Consider the following 24,901-nt stretch of genomic DNA (forward strand, 5'->3'; position numbering starts at 1 on the left):
CCTTCTGCGCTCAGCCAGTAGAATCTCCGCGACGCAAGGTCTGCTCGCAACGCCTTCCCGCAGGCGTTGCATCCGCCGCATACCGTTCATGAACGGTCGATAGCTCGGTTTGTAGCAGTTGCGGCAGACAGTCGAGCGAACCAGCGAAAAACTAAGCCGGACGAATACCAGCAGAACGCTATTACGGCCCTCGGCTACGCCCCGAAAGCATCTTCCATGGAGGATGCGCACAGTCGGCCACGCACCGACCATCCCGCAAGCGGTACAACAAGAACAACACCGGGACCTCATCCATGCTCATACGCTCGATTGCTTATCGGCGCCTGGCGGCGCTCGTCCTCGGCGGCTTTTCGCTAGCCATCCAAGCGGCTTCGGCCGTGCCGCTCGACCCTGGCCCCGACGAGGCTCTGCTGTACTACCAACGGGCCGATGGCAACTATGCCGGCTGGGGTCCACATCTGTGGAACACGGCGAGCTGCGCCGGCAGCCTGAACGAGACGAGTTGGGATCAGCCATTGCCCGCCGCCGGTATCGACCCGGACCATGGCGCCTACTACCGCATCGCCCTCACCGCCGACGCCGGTTGCCTGAATCTGATCATGCACAAGGGCGACGAAAAGGATCTGGGTGGTGATGACCTGGTTTGGCGCTTCGACGAAATCGGTCGCCGCGCCTTTACCCTCAGCGGTAACGCACAGCTCTCCGGCACCCCCGTGAGCGGGCCCGCCGTGGCGATAAAGGGCGCCCGAGCCCACTGGCTCGACCCGTTCACCCTGGCACTCGTCGATGGCGCCCCCGACGCCAGCCGAATCGAACTGCGCTACTCCACCAGCGCCGACATTCGCATCGACAGTGAAACACGTACGGTCCGTGGCGGCACCGCGCTCGCACTGCAACCGGCGACCTTGCGCGAAGGCCTCAAACGCCAGCATCCACACCTGGCCGAGGCACCGGCGTTCCATCTCTCCGCCCATGCCCGCGACCTGCGGCGCGCCGTAATGAGCCAGCTGGTGGTGGTCACCTATGACGACGATGACAAGGTGCTCGACGCCACTGAAGTGCAAACGGCCGGGATTCTCGACCTGCTGTTCGCCTATAACGGCGAACTCGGTGCACGCGTCGATGCACGTGGCGTGTCCTTCACGCTCTGGGCACCCACCGCGCAGCGGGTGCGCCTGCATGTGTTCGACGAGGCCAAGCGCCTGTTGCCCGGTTATCCGAAGATCATGCGAGAACGTCTCGGCGTGTGGAGCCTTGACGGCCCGCGCTCCTTGGATCGGCAGTATTACCAGTACGAGGTCACGGCTTACCGGCCCAGTACCGGCAAGATCGAGACGACGCTGGTCAGCGATCCCTACGCCCTGAGCCTGTCGCGCAACAGCCAGTACGCTCAGGTCGTCGACCTAGACGCCGACGATCTCAAGCCCTCCGGCTGGGATGCGCTGCGCCCACCGCACCCGGCACGCCCCGAAGCGAGCGTGATCTATGAAACCCATCTGCGCGACTTCAGTGCCAGCGACGCCAGCCTGCCTGCCGAACTACGCGGGACCTACGGCGCCTTCACCCACCCGGACAGCAACGGTATGCGGCATCTGCGCGACCTGAAAAATGCCGGGCTGACCCACGTGCAGCTGCTGCCGGTATTCGATATCGCCACCATCGATGAAGACCCGACCCGCCGCGTCGACCTCGACGACCCGTTCGCCAAGCTTTGCGATCTGTCTACCCAGGCCCGTGAAAACTGGTCGCAATACTGCAGCGCCGCGAGCATCCGCCTGGTGCTGCAAGGATTCGATCCGGCCAGCGGCCAGGCGCAAGCGCTGTATAACGACCTGCGCGCCCTGGACAACTTCAACTGGGGCTACGACCCCTTCCATTTCAGCGCACCTGAAGGCAGCTACGCCAGCGATGCCGAGGGCGCGCAGCGCATCATCGAATTCCGCCAGATGGTCCAGGCGCTCGCCAACGACGGCCTCGCCACGGTGATGGACGTGGTCTACAACCACACCAACGCATCAGGACTGACGGACAAGTCGGTGCTGGACAAGATCGTGCCCGGTTACTACCACCGCCGTAACCCATCCACCGGTGCCGTCGAAACCTCGACCTGCTGCGAAAACACCGCCAGCGAACACCGCATGATGGCCAAGCTGATGACCGATTCGCTGGAGGTCTGGGCACGCGACTACAAGATCGCCGGATTCCGCTTCGATCTGATGGGCCATCACCTACGCAAGAATCTGGTCGATGCGTACCGCGCGGTGCGCAAGATCGACCGAGACACCTATTTCTACGGCGAGGGCTGGGATTTCGGCGAAGTCGCCGGCAATGCCCGGGGCATTAATGCCACCCAGCTGAACATGGCCGGTACCGGCATCGGCACCTTCAACGATCGGCAGCGCGACGCGGTTCGCGGCGGCAGTCCCTTCGACAGCGGCGAAAGCATCCGGCGCAATCAGGGCTTCGCCAATGGCCTTTATGTGCTGCCGAACGAGCTGACCGGCGCCGGCGCACAGGAAAAGGCGCAGCTGCTGCATGCCGCCGACCTGATCCGCGTTGGCATCGCCGGCGGACTGCGCGACTACCAGTTCGTCACCGCCGACGGCAGCACGCGCAGTGGTAGTCAGATCGACTACAACGGGCAGCCCGCCGGCTATACGCTCGACCCGCAGGAGACCATCAACTATGTCTCCAAGCACGACAACCAGACGCTATGGGACAACAACCAGTACAAGCTGCCGGTGGGTCTGCCCGTCGCCGACCGTGTCCGTCTGCAACTGCTGGCGTTGTCCGTGCCGCTGTTCAGTCAAGGCGTGCCCTTCATTCACCTCGGCTCGGATATCCTCCGTTCCAAATCCATGCAACGCGACAGCTACGACTCGGGCGACTGGTTCAATGCGGTGGATTTCAGCTACCAGGACAACAATTGGAACAAGGGCCTGCCGCGGGCCGATAAGGATGCTGACAACTGGCCGCTGGTCCGCCAAGTCATCGCCAACCCCCATACCAAGCCGAGCGCCGTGAACATAGTCGCGGCCAAGCGGCGCTTTCTGGAACTGCTGAAGATCCGGAGCGACAGCCCGCTGTTTCAGCTCGACAGCGCGCGCGAGGTGCAGCGCCGTTTGCGTTTTCACAACACAGGTCCAACGCAGCAGCCGGGTGTGATCGCCTTCAGCCTGGCCGATGGCCCTGGCGACGGCCGCGATCTCGACCGGCGCTACCAGGCGCTGATGGTGGTGTTCAACGCCTCTGCAGAGCGGGTTCGCCTACCTGGCGCTGACGGCTACCAGCCGCATCCGGTACAGCGGGATTCAAGCGACCCGATCAGCCGTCAAGCCAGGGTCGTCGCTGGCGAGTTCGAGGTACCGCCGTTCACCAGCGCCGTATTCCTGCAACCCCAACGCCGTCGTTGATTCACAGGCAAAAAAAAGGGCGACCTAAGTCGCCCAAATGCCTTGCGTGCTCTGTCTATCTGCGGAATCACTGCTTTTTGTGTGCATCCCGCCAGATGAAATATCCGAAACCGCCGAGGAAGGCGACCATCAGGCCGACCGTGACCACCCCTGCGAGCACCACATTATCGACGAACATGATTCCTGCCTCCCAAGCCGTTGTGCTGTCTGATGGCTGCATAGTCGTCCTCTCCCGCCAATAAAAAATTGACCGACGTCAATAGGCCCCAAGCCGACGGCAAAAGGCATCGCGGAAGCTGATCTGAGTCAAAAAAACGGAGGGGATCGGAGGGAGCTACGGAGGGCGCGACAGCAGCGAACCGTCGCGGTGAGGCTTGGAGCGGCGCCTGGTTATGAGGCCTGTCAGCGCTTCTTCGGCTTGGTCTTGGACTTCTTCTTCGGCTTGGCTAGCGGCAGCGCCTGCTCGAACGCCTCACGCATCTCGGCAAGGCGCTTCTCCTTGATGTCGTGGATACGCTTTTCACGTTCGGTGCTGAGGTCGATCAGCTTTACTTCATGGCTCATACGGCTGGCTCGCAAGTGATCTGACGGAATGTCAGGTTGAGGCGCGGTTCGGTTACCTTGCGCGTCCTGGCGATCTGATGTTGCCAATAATGCTGCGTCGGTCCGCCCATGACCAGTAGCGATCCATGCTCGAGAGCGATTGAGTGCTGGATACGGCTGGCACCCTTGCGACGGAAATCGAAGCGCCGCGTCGCGCCCAGATTGAGCGAGACCACCAGCGGTTCCGAACCCAGTTCCGGCTCGTCGTCGCTGTGCCAGCCTATCGCGTCCTGGCCGTTGCGATAAAGATTGAGCAGCACGCCATTCATGTCCCGGTCAACCTCTCGCTGCACCTGCTGGCGAATCTCGGCCAGCAAAGGCGTCCAGGATAATGGATCGTGGATCAGACCCGAGTAACGCAGGCGCGCGCCAGGGTCGCCGTACCAGGCGACCAGCCGGGGCATGGCGAAGCGACGGCCATATAGCTTGAGCTCGGGTTGCGACCAGGGCGTTTGTACCAGCAGCTCTTCCAGCCACTGATCGGCGGTTTCTGCACTGATCCATTGTGGCAGGTAGCGCAGATCGGCCTGCGGCAGGTCGTTCATTGGATCGCCGTTGTGCTCAGCAGGCGGCTCGTCATACCTCGACATCAACCCACAGACCTTGGCGTGGCAGCTCCTCGAGTGCGTCCTGATCCTCTTCGGCAGTCTCGCCTTCGGCCAGTTCCTGCGGGCTGTAACCACGCCGACGTTGCCGCCTACGCTGTTCGTCGCGCAGCATCTGTTCGGCTTCTTGCGGGTGTCGCCGATCGAGCCCCACCGAACTTTCATTGGCGCTTGGCTGCACCGGAGCCACCGGGGCCACCTCCGGCCGCGGTTTGACCACATCCTGTTGGGCGGTAACCTGAACGGTGCCCGGTGGAATGATTGGCAGCATCTGTGCTCTCCCATGAGCAGCCCCGAGTTCGGTCGGTGTCTTTATGCGGGCTTGCACCAGTTGATCGGCTGAATTGCGGTCGACTTTAACAGCAACGCTACACTGCCTATCGAATCGGCATCTGTCGTCGCTCTATCGGCAGGGTTCCGTTACCATAGCGCGCTTTTTTCACAGGCGGGAGGCAGCATGGCGCAGCAGTATCTACCGGGGCAACGCTGGATCAGCGACAGCGAAGCGGAACTCGGTCTGGGAACCATCCTCATGCAGGATGGGCGGATGCTCACCGTGCTCTACCCGGCGACCGGCGAAACCCGCCAATACGCCGCACGCAGTGCCCCGCTGACCCGCGTGCGCTTCGTTCCCGGTGATGAAATCACCCATTTCGAAGGCTGGAAGATGACCGTGCGCGAAGTCGACGACGTCGACGGGCTGCTGGTCTATCACGGTCTGACCGCGCAGAACGAAGCCCGTACTCTGCCGGAAACCCAGTTGTCGAACTTCATCCAGTTCCGCCTCGCCAGCGACCGCCTGTTCGCTGGCCAGATAGACCCGCTGAATTGGTTCAAGCTGCGTTACCACACACTGGAAAATCAGAGTAAACAGCTGACCTCTTCACTTTGGGGCCTGGGCGGTGTGCGCGCGCAACCCATCGCGCACCAGTTGCACATCGCCCGCGAAGTCGCCGACCGCATCGCCCCGCGCGTGCTGCTGGCCGACGAAGTGGGTCTGGGCAAAACCATCGAAGCCGGCCTGGTGATCCATCGCCAACTGCTGTCGGGGCGCGCCAACCGCGTGCTGATCCTGGTTCCGGAGAACCTGCAGCATCAGTGGCTGGTGGAAATGCGTCGCCGCTTCAACCTGCAGGTCGCGCTATTCGACGACGAGCGCTTCATCGAGAGCGATGCCAGCAACCCGTTCGAAGACACTCAGCTGGCTCTGGTCTCGCTGGAATGGCTGAAGGACGACGAACGTGCCCAGGACGCCGCCTTCGCTGCCGGCTGGGATCTGCTGGTGGTGGACGAAGCGCACCACCTGGTCTGGCATCCGGAAGATGCCAGCGCCGAATACAAGCTGGTCGAACAGCTGGCCGAAGTGATTCCCGGCGTCTTGCTGCTGACCGCGACGCCCGAGCAACTGGGCCAGGAAAGCCACTTCGCCCGCCTGCGCCTGCTCGACCCCAACCGTTTCCACGATCTCGAAGCCTTCCGTGCCGAAAGCGCCAGCTACCAGCCGGTCGCCCAGGCGGTACAGGAGCTGCTCGACGAGGGCCGCCTGTCACAGGAAGCGCACCAGACCATCCACGATTTCCTCGGAGCCGAAGGCGAAGCGCTGCTCGCTGCGGCCACCGATGGCGACATCGAAGCCAGCAGCCGATTGATCCGCGAACTGCTCGACCGCCACGGCACCGGCCGCCTCTTGTTCCGCAACACCCGCGCCGCCGTACGCGGCTTCCCCGAGCGCCAGCTGCATCCTTATCCGCTGCCCTGCCCGGCCGAATATCTGGAGCTGCCACTGGGCGAGCATGCAGAGCTGTATCCGGAAGTCAGCTTCCAGACCCAGCAGGAAGTACCCGATGTGCAGAATCGCTGGTGGACGTTCGACCCGCGTGTCGAATGGCTGATCGACACCCTGAAGATGCTGAAGAAATTCAAAGTGCTGGTTATCTGCGCCCACGCCGAGACCGCGCTGGATCTCGAAGACGCTCTGCGCGTGCGCTCAGGCATCCCCGCTACCGTGTTCCATGAAGGGATGAGCATCCTCGAGCGCGACCGCGCCGCCGCCTACTTCGCCGACGAGGAGTTCGGCGCGCAGGTGCTGATCTGCTCCGAGATCGGCAGCGAAGGCCGTAACTTCCAGTTCGCCCATCACCTGGTGCTGTTCGATCTGCCGTCTCACCCCGACCTGCTGGAACAGCGCATCGGTCGTCTCGACCGGATCGGTCAGGCGCACATCATCCAGCTGCACGTGCCCTATCTGGAAACCAGCCCGCAGGAACGCCTGTTCAAGTGGTATCACGAAGCGCTGAACGCCTTCCTCAACACCTGCCCCACCGGCAACGCCCTGCAGCATCAGTTCGGCCCGCGCCTCCTGAACCAGTTGGAGGAAGGTGACGACGACGAATTCCAGAAGCTCATCGACGAAGCCCGCGCCGAGCGCGAGCGGCTGGAAGCCGAGTTGCACGCCGGCCGTGACCGTCTGCTGGAGCTCAATTCCGGCGGTGGCGAACAGGGCAAGGCGCTGGTCGAAGCCATCGAGGAGCAGGACGACCAGTTCGCCCTGCCGATCTACATGGAAGAACTGTTCGACGCCTTCGGCATCGACAGCGAAGACCATTCCGAGAACGCGCTGATTCTGCGTCCCAGCGAAAAGATGCTCGACGCCAGCTTCCCGCTGGGCGACGACGAAGCCGTGACCATCACCTACGACCGCGAGCAGGCACTGGCGCGCGAAGACATGCAGTTCCTCACTTGGGAACATCCCATGGTGCAGGGCGGCATGGACCTGGTGCTGTCCGGCTCCATGGGCAACACCGCGGTGGCGCTGATCAAGAACAAGGCACTCAAGCCCGGCACCGTCCTGCTGGAACTCTTGTTCGTCAGTGAAGTGGTGGCGCCGCGTGCGCTGCAGCTCAATCGCTTCCTGCCGCCGCTGGCGTTGCGTTGCCTGCTGGACTCGAACGGCAACGACCTGGCACCCAAAGTCGCGTTCGAGACGCTGACCGATCAGCTGGAAAGCGTCCCGCGGGCCAGCGCCAACAAATTCATCCAGGCCCAGCGCGATGTATTGGCGGTGCAGATTTCCGATGCCGAAGCCAAGATCGCCCCGCGTCATAGTGAGCGTGTCGCCGAAGCGCAGCGCAAGCTCAAGGCCAGTCTCGACGAAGAGTTGGCGCGCCTGACCGCGTTGCAGGCGGTCAATCCGAGCGTGCGCGACAGCGAGATCGAAGCTCTGCGCAAGCAGCGTGAAGAAGGCCTGACGATGCTGGAAAAAGCCGCACTGCGCCTGGAGGCAATTCGGGTGCTGGTCGCCGGCTGATTCAGGCCTGGAGGGTCCGGAAGGCCGGTTGCGAGCGCTCGCAGCCGGCCTTTTCATTGGCAGCCTCGCACCTAACGGCGCGTCACCGCGAGCAGTTGCCGCGCCTTGCGCTGATCGTCTTCGTCGAGTTCCGCCAGCAGCTCCGGTTTGCCGGCGATCAACCAACCCAGCGGGACACCGTCGCGATAGAGAATTCGATTGCCCGCCACCGCTGGCACGCGATCACCCGGCAGTAAGGTCCCGACCTGATTCAGCGGGTCGACCGCTGAGACCGCGATCATTTCCCCTGACGTTGGCCGCTTGCGGATTTCGCGCAGCAGACCGACGGCCTCCGGCAACGCGAACTGTTCGCCAGGCAGGCCGGTAACGAAGCGACCGCCCCGAATTTCGCCACGCGCCTCGAGCCGGTGGTAAACGCGCAGCAGGTCACGCCACGGCGGCAACCAGTCCGCTTCGCGATCCAGCAATCGCCAGAACACCACGCCGTAACGGCGCAGCAGCACCATGGCGATGTGTTCCAAGGCGTCAGGATCGAATGATCGGCGTAGCGGCGTGGGATCGACCATCGGAGCGGGTCCCTTGCGTACCAGCGCCCAGCGCCCCGCATCGGCCATACCGCCGATGAACGCGCCGCCGCGGCTCTGTCGCGTAGCGCGCGGACGCTTGGCCGCCGGCGCCAACAACGCGCGCAGGCCCGCGAAGCTGTCGGCATTGACCAATCCCACGGCGACCAGCTCGCCGAGCGCATCCTCCAACTCGCTACGTAGCAGATGCGCCTCGTGTTGCAGCTCGTCGAAGAACAGTGCGCCCTGCGCCTGCAATGTCTCGAACACCCGCTGCGCGCGTGACGACAGTTCTGGCTGCGGTGCTTCGCTGGCCAGCGCATGCCAGGCGGGCAGATGCCGGCGCGGCAGCAAGACGATCGGTGTACCGCGCACAGGACCGCTGCTGGCCTTGATACGTCCGGCCAGACGGGTCCAGACGATACGCCCGGCACGACAGAGTTCGTCCAGCCAGGTGCCGCCGTAGTCGTGCAACCGTGCAGGCAATAGTTCGCTTTCCCAGGCCCCGGCGGCGGCCTGGAAGCCTTCAAGCTGCTCGACCACGGGGCCGAGCGCGTCACGCCCCTGCATTCGTGTCGCGTCGGAAAGATGCTGCCAGTCGAATAGAAACCGCATGAAATCGGCGCGCTCCACCGGCTCGATCTCGCGGCGCAGGCGCTTGACCGTGTAGCGGTGGATGCGCGCCAGCAAGTGCCGCTCGCACCATTCTTCCTCGCTTGCCCCTGGCGTGAAGCGACCGCGCAGCACATAACCTTCGGATTCCAGTCGAGTCAGCGCCAGCGCTACGGCCGACGCCGGCAAGGCCAGCGGCCTGGCGATCAGCGGGACCGGCAAGGGGCCGAAGCCGGTCAGTCGCGCACGGATCAGCTCGACCAATGCGTCTTCTTCGCTCGACAGCTGGTCGAAGCCTGGCAATGGCGTCAGGGCCGGCTCGCAACGAGCGCCGGGGTAGATCGACTGCAACAGCGCCAGGCGCTCGATGGGCAGCCAGAGCGCGCGATCCTGCGCGACCTGCATGCGGGTCGCGCGTCCGCCACGGGCCAGTTCGCTCAACCAGGCAGGCCACTGCGAATCGGCCTGCGTATCGGCTTCGGCCAGGCAACCCAGCCCCATCAGCGCTTCGTGCAATTCGTCCAGATGGCGCGCCTGTGGCCAGGCCTCCTCACGTACCGCGTCGATGGCTGCGGCGTCCAGTGCACCGAGGTCGGCGCTGGACTCAGGATCGGTCCAGCGCCGATTGAGCACCGCCTGGGTGCGGCGCTCTTCCAGCGGTGCATCATCGAGGAAGGCATAAGGGCGCGCGCCGAGCACTTCCATTGCCAACGGTGATGGCGTCGGCAGGTCGCGCGCCAAGATTTCGATCTCGCCGTTTTCGATGCGCCGCAGCAGAGCCAGCCAGCCCTTACTGTCCATGGCGTCATGCAGGCAGTCATCCAGCGTCTGCGCCACTAGCGGATGCTCGGGAATCTCGCGCTCGCCGACGATGTTTTCCAGGCAGGCCACCTGATCGGGAAAGACCGCGGCGAGCAGGTCTTCACTTTTCATCCGCTGCAGCTGCGGCGCCACCTTGTGTCCTCCCGCCATCCGGGGCAACGCCAACGCGGTGGTGGCGTTCCAGCGCCAGCGCACGCCGAACAGCGGTGCATCGAGCAGTGCCTGGATCAGCACGCCTTCGGCGCTATTGGAGTGCAGGTACCGCCACACCTCCTCAAGCGGAAAGCTGTGACTGGTGGACAACGAGAGGATAATCGCGTCCTCGGTCGCGGCGGCTTGCAGTTCGAAGTTGAAGGTGCGACAGAATCGCTTGCGCAACGCCAAGCCCCAGGCGCGGTTGATCCGGCTGCCAAACGGCGAATGGATGACCAATTGGGTTCCGCCGGACTCGTCGAAGAAGCGCTCCATGATCAGCCGCTGCTGAGTCGGCAGCGCGCCCAGCGCGGAACGCGAGCGCGCCAGGTATTCGACGATCTGCCGAGCGGCGGCGTCCGGCAGGTCGAGGGAGTCGGTGAGCCAGTCGATGGCGGGCTGAAGCCGTCCGCCAGTTTCTACAGGCGTCAGCTCGCCGGCCAACGCCGAGGCCGACTCATACTCGTGAGCCTGCTCGCGCCTGCAGGCTTCGGCGGCGCCCAGACGCGCATCGATCTCGCCGCGCAGCCTCGCCACCGCCAACGACAGCTCATCGCTGCGCCCTGGCGCCTCACCCAGCCAGAACGGGATGTTCGGCGGCTGGCCTTGGGCGTCCTCGACCCGGACCCGCCCGGGCTCGATCCTGATGATGCGATAGGCGGTATTGCCCAGCTGAAACACGTCGCCGGCCAGGCTCTCCACGGCGAAATCCTCGTTCACCGTGCCGATGTTGAAGCCCTGCGGCTCGAGCAGCACCGCGTAATCGGCGTTGTCGGCGATGGTTCCGCCGGAGGTCAGCGCCGTCAGCCGGCTGCCGCGCCGGCCACGCAAGCTATGGTTGACCACATCACGATGCAAATAGGCGCCTCGCGCACCATGGCGGGTGGTGTAACCCTCGGCGAGCATAGTCAGCAAAGCCTGATAGCGCGCCTCGCCGAGGGTCGCGTAGGGCATCGAACGTCGGATCAGCGCCAGTAGTTCATCCTCGGTCCATTCACGGCAGGACACCTCGGCGATGATCTGCTGCGCCAGTACGTCCAGCGGCGCGTCTGGGACCACCAGCCTATCCAGTTCACCGCGACGCACGCTGTCGAGCAAGGCGGCGCATTCGATTAGGTCGTCGCGCGAGCTGGGGAACAATCGCCCTTTGGAGACGCCAGCGACCTGGTGTCCAGCCCGACCGACACGTTGCAGAAAGGCGGCGATCGAGCGCGGCGAACCCAACTGGCAGACCAGCTCGACATCGCCGATATCGATGCCCAGCTCCAGCGAGGCGGTGGCGATCAACACCCGCAATTCGCCGCGTTTGAGACGCTGTTCGGCGTCCAATCGCTGTTCGCGCGCCAGGCTGCCATGGTGCGCAGCCACCACCGCGTTGCCGAGGCGCTCGCTGAGATGCCGCGCGGCGCGCTCGGCCATGCGGCGCGTGTTGACGAAGACCAAGGTGGTGCGATGCCCGCCAGCCAACGCCGCCAGCCGGTCGTAAACCAGCGCCCATACGTCGTTGCTCATCACCGCTTCCAGCGGCACCGGCGGCACCTCCAGCGCCAGGTCGCGCGCGCGACCATGACCGATATCGACGATTTCGCAGCGGCGCCCGACACCAACGAGAAAATCGGCCACCGCTTCAATGGGCTTCTGTGTCGCCGACAGACCGACCCGCACCAGCGGGCGCCCGCAGAGCGCTTCGAGCCGCTCCAGTGACAAGGCGAGGTGACTGCCACGCTTGTTGCCAGCAATCGCATGAATCTCGTCGACGATCACGCTGCGCACACCCGCCAGCATCTGCCGGCCGGATTCGGAGCCTAGCAGCACATAGAAGGATTCCGGGGTGGTCACCAGGATATGCGGGACCCGCTTGCGCATGGCTGCGCGCTCGGCTTGCGGGGTATCGCCTGTGCGCACGGCCGTCCGGATTTGCAGCGTCGGCAGGCCGAGTCGCTCCAGCTCGGCGGATATTCCTGACAGCGGCTGCTCGAGATTCAGATGGATATCGTTGGACAGCGCCTTGAGCGGCGACACGTAGAGCACCGCCGTTTCGTCCGGCAGGCCACCCTCGTCCAGGCTCTGTTTGACCAGCTGATCCAAGGCCGCGAGAAAGGCCGTCAGGGTCTTGCCCGAGCCGGTTGGCGCCGCAACCAGAGTCGACTGGCCGGAACGGATCAGCGGCCATGCACGCGTCTGGGCCGGGGTCGGAGCAGCGAAGCTGCGGTTGAACCAGCCGGCAACCGCCGGGTGGAAAGCGGCCAGCGGGTCGTAGTCAGAGATCGGTTTCATGCTCCGAATATGCTGCCGCCGCGGCTCGGCTACAAGAGCGAGCAAGCGCAGCCCGTCGCCTGCCGGAAACGGCGGCTCGCCGCGGCGGTCCACTTCAGACAGTCAGACGACGGAGAACGCCATGAGAACCCCACCACTGAATCTCGACGATGCGATGCAACTGGTCAGCGAAGCCTTCCTTCCATGCGGCTGCGTGACCAGTGCCAACCCGGACGAAGACAGTTTCGGCTTTACCGTCATGTCCGGCAGCGGCATCGAAGTGCTGCGGGTGCCCAGCGTGTCCAGGGAGCAATACAGCAACCCGCAACATCTGGGCAGCGTCATCGAGCAGGCGCGACTGGAGGTTGAGGACAAGGATCATCGACTCGAACCCTGGACCATGCCGGTGCTCGCTGATGACACCGGCATTCCGGAAACGCCACCGAACTACTGAAGCCTTTAGCAGCCACCGAGCGAGGATGACATGAGCGACTCCGTTCTTCTGATTACCGGCGCGTCCTCCGGGATCGGCGCGGCCACGGCCCGACTGGCCGCCGAGGCGGGTTATCGCGTGGCGCTGGCGGCGCGCTCCGAACAGAAGCTCGCGCAATTGGTGAGCGATCTCGGCGGGCCGGCGCGCGCGCTGGCGATCCGCTGCGACGTCAAGGAATACGGAGACCAGGAAGCCATGGTGCAGCAGGTGCTGGACCATTTCGGACAGCTCGATGCGGTCTACGCCAACGCCGGCATCCCGGGCAGCGAGGGTGGCTTCAGCGGTGCCGACCCTGAAGTGTGGCGTGAGATGTTACTGACCAACGTCTATGGCGTCAGCCTGACCCTACGCTGCAGTCTCGAGGCGCTCAAGGCCAGCCGTGGTCACCTGCTCCTGACCGGCTCCGCCGCCGGGCGTTTCGTCATTCCCGGCTCGATGTACAGCGCCAGCAAGTGGGCGATCACCGGGATGGGGCTGAGCGTGCGCGAAGAATTACGCGGCACCGGCGTGCGGGTCACGCTGATCGAGCCGGGCATGGTCGACACACCGTTGTTCGACAAGCCGCCCGCCTATGCCCTGCAGCCCGAGGACATCGGCCGGGCAGTGGTTTACGCGATCTCGCAGCCAGCACATGTGGATGTCAACGAGATGCTGATCCGGCCTACCCCGCCGATCGAAAACCGGTAGCCGACGGAGCGTAGAGGCCCAACGGGCGTGCCAAGGCGTCTCGTCTGTTCGTTCGGCGTGTTTTTTAGCAAATGGTCGTCAGCACCTTTCGCAATCGGATGCGTGCTGCTGTCATCAAAGGCGGCGTTAACCCATGCAAGGCTCTCGCAGTAGCAGAAACTTTTGCGCCTCGCTTCGGGTCGCTATAGCAGAGCCTCCCGGCCGTTCCAGGCGTTGAACATTCGGGTATCGAACAAGGGGGAAGCCCATGGGCAACCTGGCCGAACAGCCAAAACAGCAACCGGCGCTCGCCGAGCTGGACTATCTGCTGCAGCGCTACCGACAAGTGCGTGCCACCAGCGAGGCGATCTGCGCACCCTTGCAGACCGAAGACTACGTGATCCAGAGCATGCCCGACGTCAGCCCGCCGAAATGGCATCTGGCGCACGTCAGCTGGTTCTTCGAGGCCTTCCTGCTCAAGCCCTATCTTGCGCGCTACAAGCCGCTCGACACGACCTATGACCATCTGTTCAATTCCTACTACGAAACGCACAGCACGCCCTTCCCCCGAGCCCAACGCGGTCTGATCTCACGGCCCGGTGTGGACGAGGTGTATCGCTTCCGCCAGCATGTAGACCGTGCCATGGACGAACTGCTGGCCAATCCTCCACAGCAGCATGCCGCCGAGATCCTGCGCCGGGTGGAACTGGGCTTGCAACACGAACAGCAGCATCAGGAACTGCTGCTGATGGACATCAAACACATCCTGGCGCAGAACCCCTTGCACCCGGTTTACCGGAGCGACCTGAAGTCGGCGCCGACACTGCACAACGACCGTCTCCGCTGGCACGACTATGCCGGTGGCGTGCGCCACATCGGCCACGCCGAAAGCGGCTTCGCCTTCGATTGCGAGACACCGCGGCATCGGCAGTTCCTTGAGGATTTCCAGTTGGCCGATCGGCCGATCAGCAACCGAGAGTATCTGTCGTTCATCGCCGATGGCGGTTATGCCCGCAGCGAGCTCTGGTTGTCTGATGGCTGGGCGCAAATCCAGCAGTGCGGCTGGCACGCGCCGCTGTACTGGCAGCGCCTGGACGATGCCTGGCATGAGATGACCCTGGGCGGCCTACGACCACTGGATCTGGAGGCGCCGGTCTGCCACGTCAGCTTCTACGAGGCCGATGCTTACGCACGCTGGGCCGGCGCCCGGCTTCCCAGCGAGGCCGAGTGGGAAGTCGCGGCGACGGACCAGCCACTGCGCGGCAATTTTCTCGAGAGCGACCATCTACAGCCAGTCGCGGCGAACACGCCCCATGAAGGGCCGGCGAAACTGTTCGGTGATGTCTGGGAATGGACTGCCAGTGCCTACCGCCCCTACCCCGGTTTCCATCCTTTGGAAGGCAGCCTGGGCGAATACAACGGCAAATTCATGTCCGGCCAGATGGTCCTGCGCGGCGGCTGCTGCGCTACGCCGGAAGCCCATATCCGCGCCACCTACCGCAACTTTTTCCAACCGGCCATGCGCTGGCAATTCGCCGGGCTGCGCCTGGCCAGGGAGCTATGACCAATGGCATTAGCCGTTCATTTCCATGACCAGACACAACCGGCACACGATACGTCCTTGCGTGACGAAGCGCTGGCGGGGTTCGCCGCGGCGCCCAAGCGAATCTCGCCGAAGTTCTTCTATGACCGGCGCGGCTCCGAGCTTTTCGAGCAGATCTGTCTGCAGCCGGAGTACTACGTGACCCGCACCGAGGAAAAGATTCTTGCAAACGCAGCGAACGACATCCTCGAGATCGCCGGGCCACAGACCGACCTGATCGAACTGGGCAGCGGCGCCAGCCGCAAAGTGCGCCTGCTGCTCGAAGGCCTGCGACCGGTCAGCTATCTGGGCATCGACATCTCCGAAGACTTTCTGCTCACCAGCACCCAGCGTCTGGCGGCGGACTACCCCTGGCTGGAGGTGCATGCGGCGTGCGCTGATTTCTCTGACGAGCTGAAGCTGCCGGACGATTTCACGCTTCACCATCCGCTGGTGTTTTTCCCCGGTTCAAGCATCGGCAATTTCACTCCACTGGAGGCTCGCAAGCTGCTCGGCCACCTGCACGAAATCCTTCCGCCCGGTGGTGGCGTGTTGATCGGCGTCGACCTGGTCAAGGACAGAGATGTGCTTGAGGCGGCCTATAACGACCGTGCTCACGTGACGGCGGCCTTCAACCTCAACGTGCTGCAGCGCATCCGCCAAGAGCTGGATAGCGATATCGACCCCTCACGCTTTACCCACCGGGCTTTCTTCAATGAACAGGATTCGCGCATCGAGATGCACCTGGTCAGCCGCGAGGCACAGGACGTGACCATCGAAGGCCAGCGCTTTCATTTCGATGCCGGCGAAAGCCTGCACACCGAGAACTCCTACAAGTACACCTTGGGATCTTTCGCCGACCTGGCCAATAGCGCTGGCTTCGACTGCAGTGGTCAATGGACCGATTCCCGCGACCTGTTCAGCGTGCACTATCTGCAATGTCGGCAATGAGGACAGCACGGCTTTTCCTGTCGATCGGTCTTGTGCTCGGAGCGTTGAATCCGAGCCCGGCAATGGCCGAGCCCGCTCCGTTACGCATCAAGGAGGTACAACGCTGCGGTGACCTCTTCGCCACCGATCTGCTGACCTTCTGCCTGCGCGGTACCGGGCTCGGCGACGGCGAGACCAGGTTGATGCTCGGCGGAAAACCGGTCGAAAGCTCGCCGACCGGCGAAGGCAACCTGCGCCTGTCGCTGCGTAAGGCTGAGCACCAGAGCGGACCGCTCTGGCTCGAACAGGGCGAACGCCGGAGCAACCCGGTGTGGCTGTCACTGAACGGCAGCCATGTGCTGGCGGCGGGCCCTGACGAGGTGGCGAAGAACATGGACGGGCTGAATACCTATCTGAACCTGATCAGCCTGATCATCGAAGAAAACCACGACGGCCTGGACGAAGCGCGCCGCCTGGCCAGCAAATATGGCGCCGAAGTGGTCGGCGCCATCGCACCGCTCAATACCTATCAGTTGCGCCTGCCGGTGAAAGACCTGACCGAGCGAGACGCCATGGTGCTGCGTCTGGGTAGTGAGGTGAGCGTGGATGCGGTGGTCGTCGAAGAATCCGGCCCTGAGGAGCCGATGGAACAGGACCGTGGCAAGAAGCCCCGGAACAGTGAATGGGTCGCCAATCGGTTCCTCGACGCCGTGGATTATTACCGGCATCGCCTGCCGGCCCAACAGAGCTCGGCCAAGATGCATCCGGTGCGCATCGGCGTCATCGAACGCAATCTCGACTTCGACTCGCCCGAATTCGCCCAATACATCGGTGATTGCGAACCGCAGGCGCCGCGCACCTGCGTCTACGCCAGGGATGCTGAAGACCCCACCGAGCACGGCACCACGGTAACCGGCATTCTCGCCGCGCGCAGTGAGGAACCCGGCGACAGCGGCTTTCTGAGCGCACTGGAACCGGCCAGCGCCGGCTTCGAGGTCATCGTCGAGCGCAACTCCGATGCTGGCATCACCGCCAACGTCGCCGCCTCGGTCAATCTGGTCGAGGACGGTGTGCGAGTACTGAACTGGAGTTGGGGCATCCACCGCGTTGGCGCGCGGGACGTCGAGGGCGAAGAGGTCGATTCGCTGATTCGCTCCGGCATTGCCATGAGCGGCTACGAGGAATTGCTCGAGGAGTTCTTTCTCTGGCTGCGCCGCGAGCATCCCGATGTGCTGGTGGTGAACTCTGCGGGCAATGGCTCGGCCCATTCCGGCCAGGACGACTACCGGCTGCCCTCCTCGTTCATCACCGAGCAATTGCTGGTCGTCGGGGGCCACCAGCGCAACGGCAAGCGTGACGTTCCGGTCACGCATCCCGAATACGTCACCAAACGGCCTTCGTCGAATGTCGACATGCGTGTCGACATCACCGCCTCGGCCTGCACCCGCGCTGCAACGCTGGAACCCGGCAAACGCGGCGACGTGCATTGCGGTACTTCATACGCCACGCCGATGGTGACCGGGGTCGTTGCGGCGATGCTCTCGATCAATCCGCAGCTTGCACCTGATCAGCTGCGTGAGCTGCTGCGCCGCAGCGCACTGACCATCGGCCGCGACCATGATTTCGAAGCGGCAGAGGCCGACGACCTGACCGCACCGATCCTGCCATCGGAGCGCAGCTATCAGCTGAACAATCAGGACATCGGCCGCTCGGCTCGGCTGGACATGCGCAAGGCGCTGGAGCTGACTTTCGACAGTCTGAATCAGGCGCGTTAACCGCCTCGGTCAACTGGGCCATTCAGCCTCCCGGCTGCTGCGTTTGCATGCCGAAGCACACTCCCAGAAGTGCCGTTCTTTCATCTAACGCGTTTTATTGCAGCGCCTACAAGTGCGTCGTTAACGCTTCGCTTGTTCTCTTATCTTGCTCCTCGCGAAACATCCTGTAATAAACAATCATCGCTACCTCCGCCTAACAGAACTAACAAACGAAACGGCACTTGTCAGCGCGAAATAATCGCACTTCCAGCAACTACAATTAAAAACACTTATAGATCAGCCATTTATGTACACATATAACTAATAGCTGATTGCTATCAAATAATGTCACTATGCAATTAAATAATAAAAGATATGGTTATTGGCGATTTACCGGCGCCAAAATAATTTTACTATCCGTTGTTCGATCTATATAACGCCTATCCATACAAAGCGAGTCGCCGGCTCCGTCGTTTCGCTGCGTTGTGTATTAGGTGGCGTCGTCGGCAGTGCTTCGTTTGTTACATCACTCCGGGAATGCTTCCGATTTTTTTAAAAGGCACTCGTGCCTTTTGTCGTATTAAGTCCGGAGATATCAATGTCCCTCAGAGCAGTTTCGAACGTGCCAAGGGCGGTACTGGGTGCCGTCGTGCTGGCCGCCATGTTCGGGGTCGCGACGCCGATCCAGCAGGCATACGCAGCCACGTCAACAACGAACACCCTTCAGACCGTCGCCACCGCTCAGGTCAATGACTTCACCAGCCCCCAGTGGAACAAGGGCATCTGGCGCCAGTCCGCCGGGTTCTCCATTCCAGCGACGTCAGCCAGCAAAGCAGCTTTCAAGAAAGGTGCGCAGGTGAGGCTGGCGAATGGCCAGATTCGCACCGTGAAGGTCGTCTATTTTTCCGGCGCCCACATGAGCGTGATGCTGTCGGGTGCGACGCTCGACGCTGCGGCCGCCGGCTATCCACGCACCGTTGCAGCGCTGGACTCGGCGCCGGTTTCCAGCACGCCGCCGGCGACATCCGCACCGACGCCGAGCACGACGACCCACAGCAGCGCCATCAACAACTACACCAACAGCGACTGGCTGAACGGGGTGTGGCGTAAGTCGGCGGGCTTCTCGATTCCCCTGAACACCACCAACCGCTCTGTATTCAAACCCGGCGCCTCGGTGAAAATCGCAAACGGCCAGATCCGCACCATTACCGCCGTGTACACTTCCGGCAGCAACATGAGCGTGATGCTCTCGGGCAGCACCCTCAGCGGTACGCTCGGCTACCCGAACAAATTGTTCTCGACTACCAGCACGGCGGCACCAACCCCGGCCCCGTCCGCGCCGAGTCAACCCTCTACGCCCGTGGTCACGCCGCCTGCGAACCAGACGCCAGCTCAAGTCGTGGCACTGAACGCCTTCAACGGCGGCGACTTCGTCAATGGCATCTACAACACCAGCAAGTTCAACGGCGTATCGGTCAAGGCGACGGCTGAGAACAAGGCCGCATTCCATAAAGGCGCGAAGATCCGATTCGCCGATGGCCAGATTCGCACCATCAAGCTGATCTACCAATCTGGCGGTAACATGACCGTCATGGTCGATGGCGGCACCCTCAACGGTAAGGCCGTGGGCTATCCGCGCACCGTCTCGGTCAGCAACACGGGATTCAACACGCAGACCCCGAACGCCGGCAGCCAGACACCCGCTACCGGCGGCGCGCCGGCAAACCCGATCAATCTGGTGGGCATCAACCTGGCGGGTGCCGAATTCGGCGCCGACGTCGCGCTACCCGGCACCTATCTGAAGCAGTACATTTACCCCGGCGAAGCGGACTTCAAACGCTACGCCGAACGCAACCTGAAGCTGGTACGCCTGCCGTTTCGCTGGGAGCGCATCCAACCGCGGCTTAACGGCGAATTGAACCGCGCCGAGCTGGGACGTCTTCTGGCGACGCTCAACCATGCCAGGAAATACGACATGCAGGTCATCCTCGACATGCATAACTACTATCGCTACTACGGAAAGATGATTGGCTCCAATGAAGTACCGGTGAGCGCCTTCGCCGATACCTGGAAGCGCATCGCGCAGCAGGTCGCCAATCACCCGGCGGTCTATGGCTACGGTTTGATGAACGAGCCGCACACCACCAACGGCAAGTGGCCCGTCGCCGCCCTTGCGGCCGCGAAAAGCATTCGCAGCGTCGATCCGCGACGCTGGGTGATCATCGCAGGAGATCGCTGGTCGAGCGCGTTCCACTGGCCGTCCTATAACACCAAGCTGGTCAGCGACCCCTGGATGCGCGATGCGAAAAACAACCTGATGTTCGAAGCCCACCTGTATTTCGACAAGGACTACTCCGGCTACTACACGAACAGGAACGAGGTTTATGACCCGATGATCGGCGTGGTCAGAGCCAAGCCTTTCGTCGAATGGCTTGGCAAGTACCGCCTGCGAGGCTTTATCGGCGAACACGGCGCACCGGACTTCTCACCCTCGGCCGTCGCCGCGACGGACAACCTGCTCCGCTATCTGGGCCAGCATTGCATTCCGAGCACCTACTGGGCAGCCGGGCCCTGGTGGAACGACTATCCGTTGTCGCTGGACGTCAAAAACGGTAAGCCGCGTCCGCAGCTGCCGGTATTGCAAAAGCACGCCGCCAACAAGACGTGCGGAGCGGTCGGCCCGCTGTAATCGGCCATCGTGGTCGGCTGCGTCCCGTTCGATGACGCACAGCCGACCTCACCCTGTCGCCAGGGTATCGAAGACTTCCGGGGTGAGCGCCGCTTCCCCCTTCTCTTCCAGCCGTTGACGGTGGCTGCCATCGCCACCTTCGAGCATGCGCAGCAACCGCGTGCCGCGCTCGGTCAACACGAAGTTCTCGCCGTTGCCGCCCTCTTCTTCCGGCCGCGTCACCATGAAGCCGCCCTCGAACAGCAGGCTTTCGTAATTCTGCGCCTCGGCCTTCAACGAATCCATGTTGGGTAACGGCTGACCGGCGTCCTCCATGGCCATCGCGTGTTCGTCGGCGTACTGGCGCGGGGCGAAAGCCTCGTTGCCGGGCTTCTGCGCTTCTCGCAGCAGGCGCAGCATCAGATCCCAGTCGTAAGTCATGTCCTTTCTCCTGTTGCACCGCTTCAGCAGGGCGGCTCTTGCTAATACGGACCCTGCCGATGGCGGCATGGTTCGATCACCGGTGCGGCCGCAGAGGCTGAACTAAAGCGCGTCGACGGCGATCCACCGAACAAGTCGTTAGAAGGAGCGCACCATGAAATACCTGATGATTCCCCTCGCCGCCGCCCTGCTCGCCAGCCAGCCGGTATTCGCCGAATGCACCACCGATCAGATTGATGCGAAGGCCAAGGAGCTTGCCCAACGGGTGAATCAGCTGACCGAAAGCGACCCCGAGCGCGCGGCCGAGATCAACGAGGAACTGCGAGAGATGGAGGTCAAGCAGACTGCCGAGCAGCTTGGCGATGAATGTCAGGCCTATGACAAGCGGCTGCAGCACGTGGAAGAAGCGGAGAAGAAAGCCGATATCGCACCGGCTGAGAAGCGCTGAGAGGCGCTTAAGCCGGGGCAGTGAGGCCGCCCCGGCTCTGAGCCGATTATTCGGCGGCGGGCTTTTTGCGACGCAGCGGCGCCATGCCGTCCTGGCTCACGATCTGTGATGGCGGCGTCTCACGCTTGGCGTTCTTCGGCCGCTTGGCGGTCGGTTTGCCAGTCGGCTTGGCCTTCTTGTCGATGGCCTTCTTCTTGTCGTCCTTTTTCTTCTTGGTGCCCGCCGCCTTGCCTGACGCCTTGAGGTTCTTCGGGCCCATGTAGCTGCCCTTCAGCCCCTTGATGACGCGTCGCTCGAAGCGCTGCTTGAGATAGCGTTCAATGCTCGACATCAGGTTCCAGTCGTTGTGGCAGATCAGCGAGATCGCCAGCCCTTCGGCACCGGCGCGACCAGTCCGGCCGATCCGATGCACGTACTCGTCGCCGGAACGCGGCATGTCGAAGTTGATCACCAGGTCCAGGCCTTCGATATCCAGCCCTCGCGCCGCCACATCGGTGGCCACCAGAACCTTGACCCCACCTTCCTTGACCCGGTCGATGGCCAGCTTGCGGTCCTTCTGGTCCTTGTCGCCGTGCAGCACGAACGCCTTCACACCCTCGGCCACCAGACGGCCATACAAGCGATCGGCCTGCACGCGGGTGTTGGTGAAGATCACCGCCTTCTTGTAGGTCTCGTTGGCCAGCAGCCAATGCACCAGTTTTTCCTTATGCTCGGTGTTTTCGGCGGTGATGATCTGCTGGCGGGTGCCTTCGTTCAGTTCGCTGACGCGGTTGAGCTGCAGATGCAGCGGATCGCGCAGCACGCTGGCTGACATCTCGCGTAGCGCGGCGCCACCGCTGGTGGCGGAGAACAGCAGGGTCTGCTGGCGCTTGGCGCATTCGCCGACCAGGCGCTGCACGTCGTCAGCGAAGCCCATGTCGAGCATGCGATCGGCTTCATCGAGGATGAGCAGCTCAACGTCCTTGAGGACCAGCGTGCCGGCGTTCAGATGCTCAATCATGCGTCCCGGGGTGCCGATGAGGATATCCGGCACCTTGCGCAGGATCGCGGCCTGGACCTTGAAATCCTCACCGCCGGTGATCATCGCCGACTTGATGAAGGTGAATTGCGCGAAGCGCTCGACTTCCTTGAGGGTCTGCTGGGCCAGTTCGCGGGTCGGCAACAGAATCAGCGCACGCACATCGGTGCGGACCACCGCATCGCCGATCAAACGGTTGAGCATAGGCAGCACGAAAGCCGCGGTCTTGCCGCTGCCGGTCTGCGCCGTTACCCGCAGGTCACGCCCTTCAAGCGCCGGAGGTATGGCCGCCACCTGCACCGGCGTCGGCTCGACGAATTTGAGTTCGGCGATCGCCTTGAGCAGGCGTTCGTGCAGGGCGAATTGGTCAAACAAGGGTGACACCTCGGGTAGGTCGAAAAAACGTCGCATAGATTAACGCGTCCAGCCGCCGCGGAGGCGCCTTTATGCGGCCTGAGCTGCTCAACCGGCCCGGCGAGCATCGTGCGGATCGTGCGGGCGCGACCGGTGCCTGGCGATGCGGTCGCAGCCAAGCCGAGCCCGCGGACGCGGCGTTAGCGGCCCGTCAGGAAGACGTTTGCGGCTCACAGGTCAGCTTGATGCGCAGGCGGATCACATCACGCTTGAACTTGGCGACCATGGGTTTACGCTCGCCCGCCTTCAGGACGGTGTGGCGGGTTCGCGGCGCCTCCGGCCCATTGCGGAACACCGCGGTGCAGTCGACCGGGTGTTCACTGAAGTTCTGCAGTATCAGGCCGGCCATGTCTCGGTCGATGGTTTCAGTGGTGGCCAGCACGTCGGCACCGTTAAGTTCCTGCTCTACTTCCACTGGGTAGCTGACGGCCAGGGCGCTCAGTGGGATGATGGCGAGCGAAGCGAGCGCGGCGAAGCAGATGCTTTTCATTTTTGTAAGGGCTCCTTGTCAAGGCTTGCCAGCGTACCAGACAGACGCCACAGGAAAACCATGGAATGAAAGTGCCACGCGTGACCCTCGATCAATGGCGAACTCTGCAGGCGGTGATCGACCACGGCGGCTTCGCCCAGGCCGCCGAGATGCTGCACCGCTCGCAGTCATCGGTCAGCTACACCGTAGCGCGCATGCAGGAGCAGCTGGGCGTACCACTGCTGCGTATCGACGGCCGCAAGGCGGTGCTCACCGACGCCGGCGAAGTATTGTTGCGCCGCTCCCGGCAACTGCTCGTCCAGGCCGGACAGCTCGAAGAACTGGCTCATCACATGGAGCAGGGTTGGGAAGCCGAGGTCCGCCTGGTGGTGGACGCCGCCTACCCCAACGCCAAACTGATCCGTGCGTTGACCGAGTTCATGCCCAAAAGCCGCGGTTGCCGGGTTCGGCTACGCGAAGAGGTACTGTCCGGCGTCGAGGACGTACTCAAGGACGGCACCGCCGATCTCGCCATCAGCGCCTTGGATATCACCGGCTACCTCGGCGCGGAGCTGAGCCACGTGGAATTCATCGCCGTCGCCCACGCCGACCATTCGCTGCACCAGTTGCAACGCAAGCTCAGCGTGCAGGACCTGCAGAGCCAGATGCAGGTGGTGGTGCGCGATTCCGGCCAGCGACAACCACGCGACAGCGGCTGGCTGGGCGCCGAACAGCGCTGGACCGTGGGCAGCCTGGCCACCTCGGTGGGCTTCGTCAGCAGCGGGCTCGGCTTCGCCTGGCTGCCGCGCCACATGATCGGACGCGAGCTGGCCGAAGGCGTGCTCAAACCGTTGCCATTGGTCCAAGGCAGTATTCGTCGCCCGTTGTTCTATCTCTACACTAACCCGAACAAGCCGCTCGGCCCGGCAACCCAGATTCTCATCGACCTGATCAAGACGTACGATGCGCAATCGCAGCCTGCCAACGGTGGGCTCACCCAGGCTTCCTCCCTCACCAGGACTACATCATGAAACGACTCCTACTCGCCGCCTGCTCATTGCTGCTCGCTGGAAACCTGCTGGCGGCGGAAAACCCGCGCGTGCTGCTGAACACCAGCATGGGCGAAATCGAAATCGAGCTGGAGGCCGAGAAAGCGCCGATCAGCGTGAAGAACTTCCTCAGCTACGTCGAAAGCGGCTTTTACGACGGCACCGTATTCCACCGCGTGATCCCCGGCTTCATGGTGCAGGGCGGCGGCTTCAATGAAGGCCTGAACCAGAAGAAGACCGGAGAACCGATCAAGAACGAAGCCGATAACGGCCTGCACAACGTCCGCGGAACGCTGGCGATGGCCCGCACGCAGAACGTCAACTCAGCCACCAGTCAGTTCTTCATCAACCACCGCGATAACGCGTTTCTCGACCATGGCAGCCGGGATTTCGGCTATGCCGTATTCGGCAAGGTGGTGCGCGGCATGGACGTGGTCGACCAGATTGCCCAGGTACCGACCGGCAACCGCAGCATGATGCAGAACGTGCCATTGACGCCGGTGAAGATCGTGACCGCGAAGAAGCTGTAACCCCCGACGCAGTCATCCTGACGCACGCCGCTCGCAGCCGTGCGTCATTGCCACCAGTACAGGAGA

The 24,901-nt window shown here is 63.0% G+C and carries 19 protein-coding genes; 11 read left to right on the top strand and 8 right to left on the bottom strand.

The genetic code is table 11. The annotated features are described in order from the left end of the window. Positions 1-293: 293 nt before the first annotated feature. Positions 294-3,413: a pullulanase-type alpha-1,6-glucosidase gene (gene pulA, locus ACL0K2_RS07510; RefSeq protein WP_413044143.1), complete on the top strand. Its 3,120-nt coding sequence runs from the start codon at positions 294-296 to the stop codon at positions 3,411-3,413. A gap of 67 nt (positions 3,414-3,480) precedes the next feature. On the opposite strand, the gene ccoM is transcribed toward pulA, so the two are convergent. The 4 genes from ccoM to ACL0K2_RS07530 form a co-directional block, all read right to left on the bottom strand. Then, positions 3,481-3,591 (bottom strand): cytochrome c oxidase subunit CcoM, encoded by a 111-nt coding sequence (ccoM, locus tag ACL0K2_RS07515; RefSeq protein ID WP_045163220.1) that lies wholly within the window; start codon positions 3,589-3,591, stop codon positions 3,481-3,483. A gap of 224 nt (positions 3,592-3,815) precedes the next feature. Next, positions 3,816-3,977: a hypothetical protein gene (locus ACL0K2_RS07520; RefSeq protein ID WP_196298684.1), complete on the bottom strand. Its 162-nt coding sequence runs from the start codon at positions 3,975-3,977 to the stop codon at positions 3,816-3,818. Then, positions 3,974-4,561: an alpha-ketoglutarate-dependent dioxygenase AlkB family protein gene (locus tag ACL0K2_RS07525; RefSeq protein ID WP_413044144.1), complete on the bottom strand. Its 588-nt coding sequence runs from the start codon at positions 4,559-4,561 to the stop codon at positions 3,974-3,976. Before ACL0K2_RS07525 ends, ACL0K2_RS07520 begins: the two co-directional genes overlap by 4 nt. Before the next feature lie 31 nt (positions 4,562-4,592). Continuing rightward, the gene (locus ACL0K2_RS07530) at positions 4,593-4,892 is read right to left on the bottom strand and encodes a hypothetical protein (RefSeq protein ID WP_045163222.1); all 300 of its coding nucleotides are present in this window, start codon (positions 4,890-4,892) and stop codon (positions 4,593-4,595) included. Positions 4,893-5,078: 186 nt separating this feature from the next. Here ACL0K2_RS07530 and rapA point away from each other — a divergent pair, with 186 nt between their 5' ends. Then, a complete protein-coding gene (gene rapA / locus ACL0K2_RS07535; RefSeq protein ID WP_413044145.1) occupies positions 5,079-7,928 on the top strand; it encodes an RNA polymerase-associated protein RapA in 2,850 nt (949 codons plus the stop codon). 71 nt (positions 7,929-7,999) lie between these two features. Here rapA and ACL0K2_RS07540 read toward each other — a convergent pair whose 3' ends face one another. Further along, positions 8,000-12,394 carry a DEAD/DEAH box helicase gene (locus ACL0K2_RS07540; RefSeq protein WP_413044146.1) on the bottom strand — a complete coding sequence of 1,465 codons (4,395 nt, stop codon included), beginning with the start codon at positions 12,392-12,394 and terminating at the stop codon, positions 8,000-8,002. Positions 12,395-12,515: 121 nt separating this feature from the next. Between ACL0K2_RS07540 and ACL0K2_RS07545 the strand changes: the two genes are divergently transcribed. The 6 genes from ACL0K2_RS07545 to ACL0K2_RS07570 all read left to right on the top strand — a co-directional run bounded on the left by ACL0K2_RS07545 (position 12,516) and on the right by ACL0K2_RS07570 (position 20,487). Further along, positions 12,516-12,827 (top strand): hypothetical protein, encoded by a 312-nt coding sequence (locus ACL0K2_RS07545; RefSeq protein ID WP_045163224.1) that lies wholly within the window; start codon positions 12,516-12,518, stop codon positions 12,825-12,827. A 30-nt stretch (positions 12,828-12,857) separates the two neighbouring features. Continuing rightward, complete coding sequence (locus ACL0K2_RS07550) at positions 12,858-13,553, top strand: SDR family oxidoreductase (RefSeq protein WP_413044147.1); 696 nt, start codon at positions 12,858-12,860, stop codon at positions 13,551-13,553. A 247-nt stretch (positions 13,554-13,800) separates the two neighbouring features. Next, positions 13,801-15,096, top strand: a complete 1,296-nt coding sequence (gene egtB / locus ACL0K2_RS07555) for an ergothioneine biosynthesis protein EgtB (protein ID WP_413044149.1) — start codon at positions 13,801-13,803, stop codon at positions 15,094-15,096. 3 nt (positions 15,097-15,099) lie between these two features. After that, positions 15,100-16,065 carry an L-histidine N(alpha)-methyltransferase gene (gene egtD / locus ACL0K2_RS07560; protein WP_413044150.1) on the top strand — a complete coding sequence of 322 codons (966 nt, stop codon included), beginning with the start codon at positions 15,100-15,102 and terminating at the stop codon, positions 16,063-16,065. After that, a complete protein-coding gene (locus tag ACL0K2_RS07565; RefSeq protein ID WP_413044151.1) occupies positions 16,062-17,819 on the top strand; it encodes a S8/S53 family peptidase in 1,758 nt (585 codons plus the stop codon). The genes egtD and ACL0K2_RS07565 overlap by 4 nt, the downstream gene beginning before the upstream one ends. Before the next feature lie 577 nt (positions 17,820-18,396). Further along, positions 18,397-20,487: a glycoside hydrolase family 5 protein gene (locus ACL0K2_RS07570; RefSeq protein WP_413044152.1), complete on the top strand. Its 2,091-nt coding sequence runs from the start codon at positions 18,397-18,399 to the stop codon at positions 20,485-20,487. Positions 20,488-20,535: 48 nt separating this feature from the next. Here ACL0K2_RS07570 and ACL0K2_RS07575 read toward each other — a convergent pair whose 3' ends face one another. Next, on the bottom strand, positions 20,536-20,907 hold the full coding sequence (locus tag ACL0K2_RS07575) for a transcriptional regulator (protein WP_413044153.1): 372 nt from the start codon (positions 20,905-20,907) through the stop codon (positions 20,536-20,538). 154 nt (positions 20,908-21,061) lie between these two features. On the opposite strand from ACL0K2_RS07575, the gene ACL0K2_RS07580 reads away from it, so the two are divergent. Further along, complete coding sequence (locus tag ACL0K2_RS07580; RefSeq protein ID WP_045163230.1) at positions 21,062-21,355, top strand: hypothetical protein; 294 nt, start codon at positions 21,062-21,064, stop codon at positions 21,353-21,355. A 46-nt stretch (positions 21,356-21,401) separates the two neighbouring features. Here the strand turns inward: ACL0K2_RS07580 and ACL0K2_RS07585 are convergent, their stop codons facing one another. Both ACL0K2_RS07585 and ACL0K2_RS07590 read right to left on the bottom strand, forming a co-directional pair. Further along, a complete protein-coding gene (locus tag ACL0K2_RS07585) occupies positions 21,402-22,748 on the bottom strand; it encodes a DEAD/DEAH box helicase (RefSeq protein WP_413044154.1) in 1,347 nt (448 codons plus the stop codon). Between the two features lie 190 nt (positions 22,749-22,938). Continuing rightward, positions 22,939-23,277: a hypothetical protein gene (locus tag ACL0K2_RS07590; protein ID WP_045163231.1), complete on the bottom strand. Its 339-nt coding sequence runs from the start codon at positions 23,275-23,277 to the stop codon at positions 22,939-22,941. 65 nt (positions 23,278-23,342) lie between these two features. Between ACL0K2_RS07590 and ACL0K2_RS07595 the strand changes: the two genes are divergently transcribed. After that, positions 23,343-24,287, top strand: a complete 945-nt coding sequence (locus ACL0K2_RS07595; protein WP_045163232.1) for a LysR family transcriptional regulator — start codon at positions 23,343-23,345, stop codon at positions 24,285-24,287. Next, complete coding sequence (locus ACL0K2_RS07600) at positions 24,281-24,835, top strand: peptidylprolyl isomerase (RefSeq protein WP_045163233.1); 555 nt, start codon at positions 24,281-24,283, stop codon at positions 24,833-24,835. Before ACL0K2_RS07595 ends, ACL0K2_RS07600 begins: the two co-directional genes overlap by 7 nt. Positions 24,836-24,901 lie beyond the last annotated feature (66 nt).

This window comes from Pseudomonas sp. YJ42, from assembly GCF_047225135.1.
Lineage (GTDB): Bacteria > Pseudomonadota > Gammaproteobacteria > Pseudomonadales > Pseudomonadaceae > Stutzerimonas > Stutzerimonas stutzeri_E.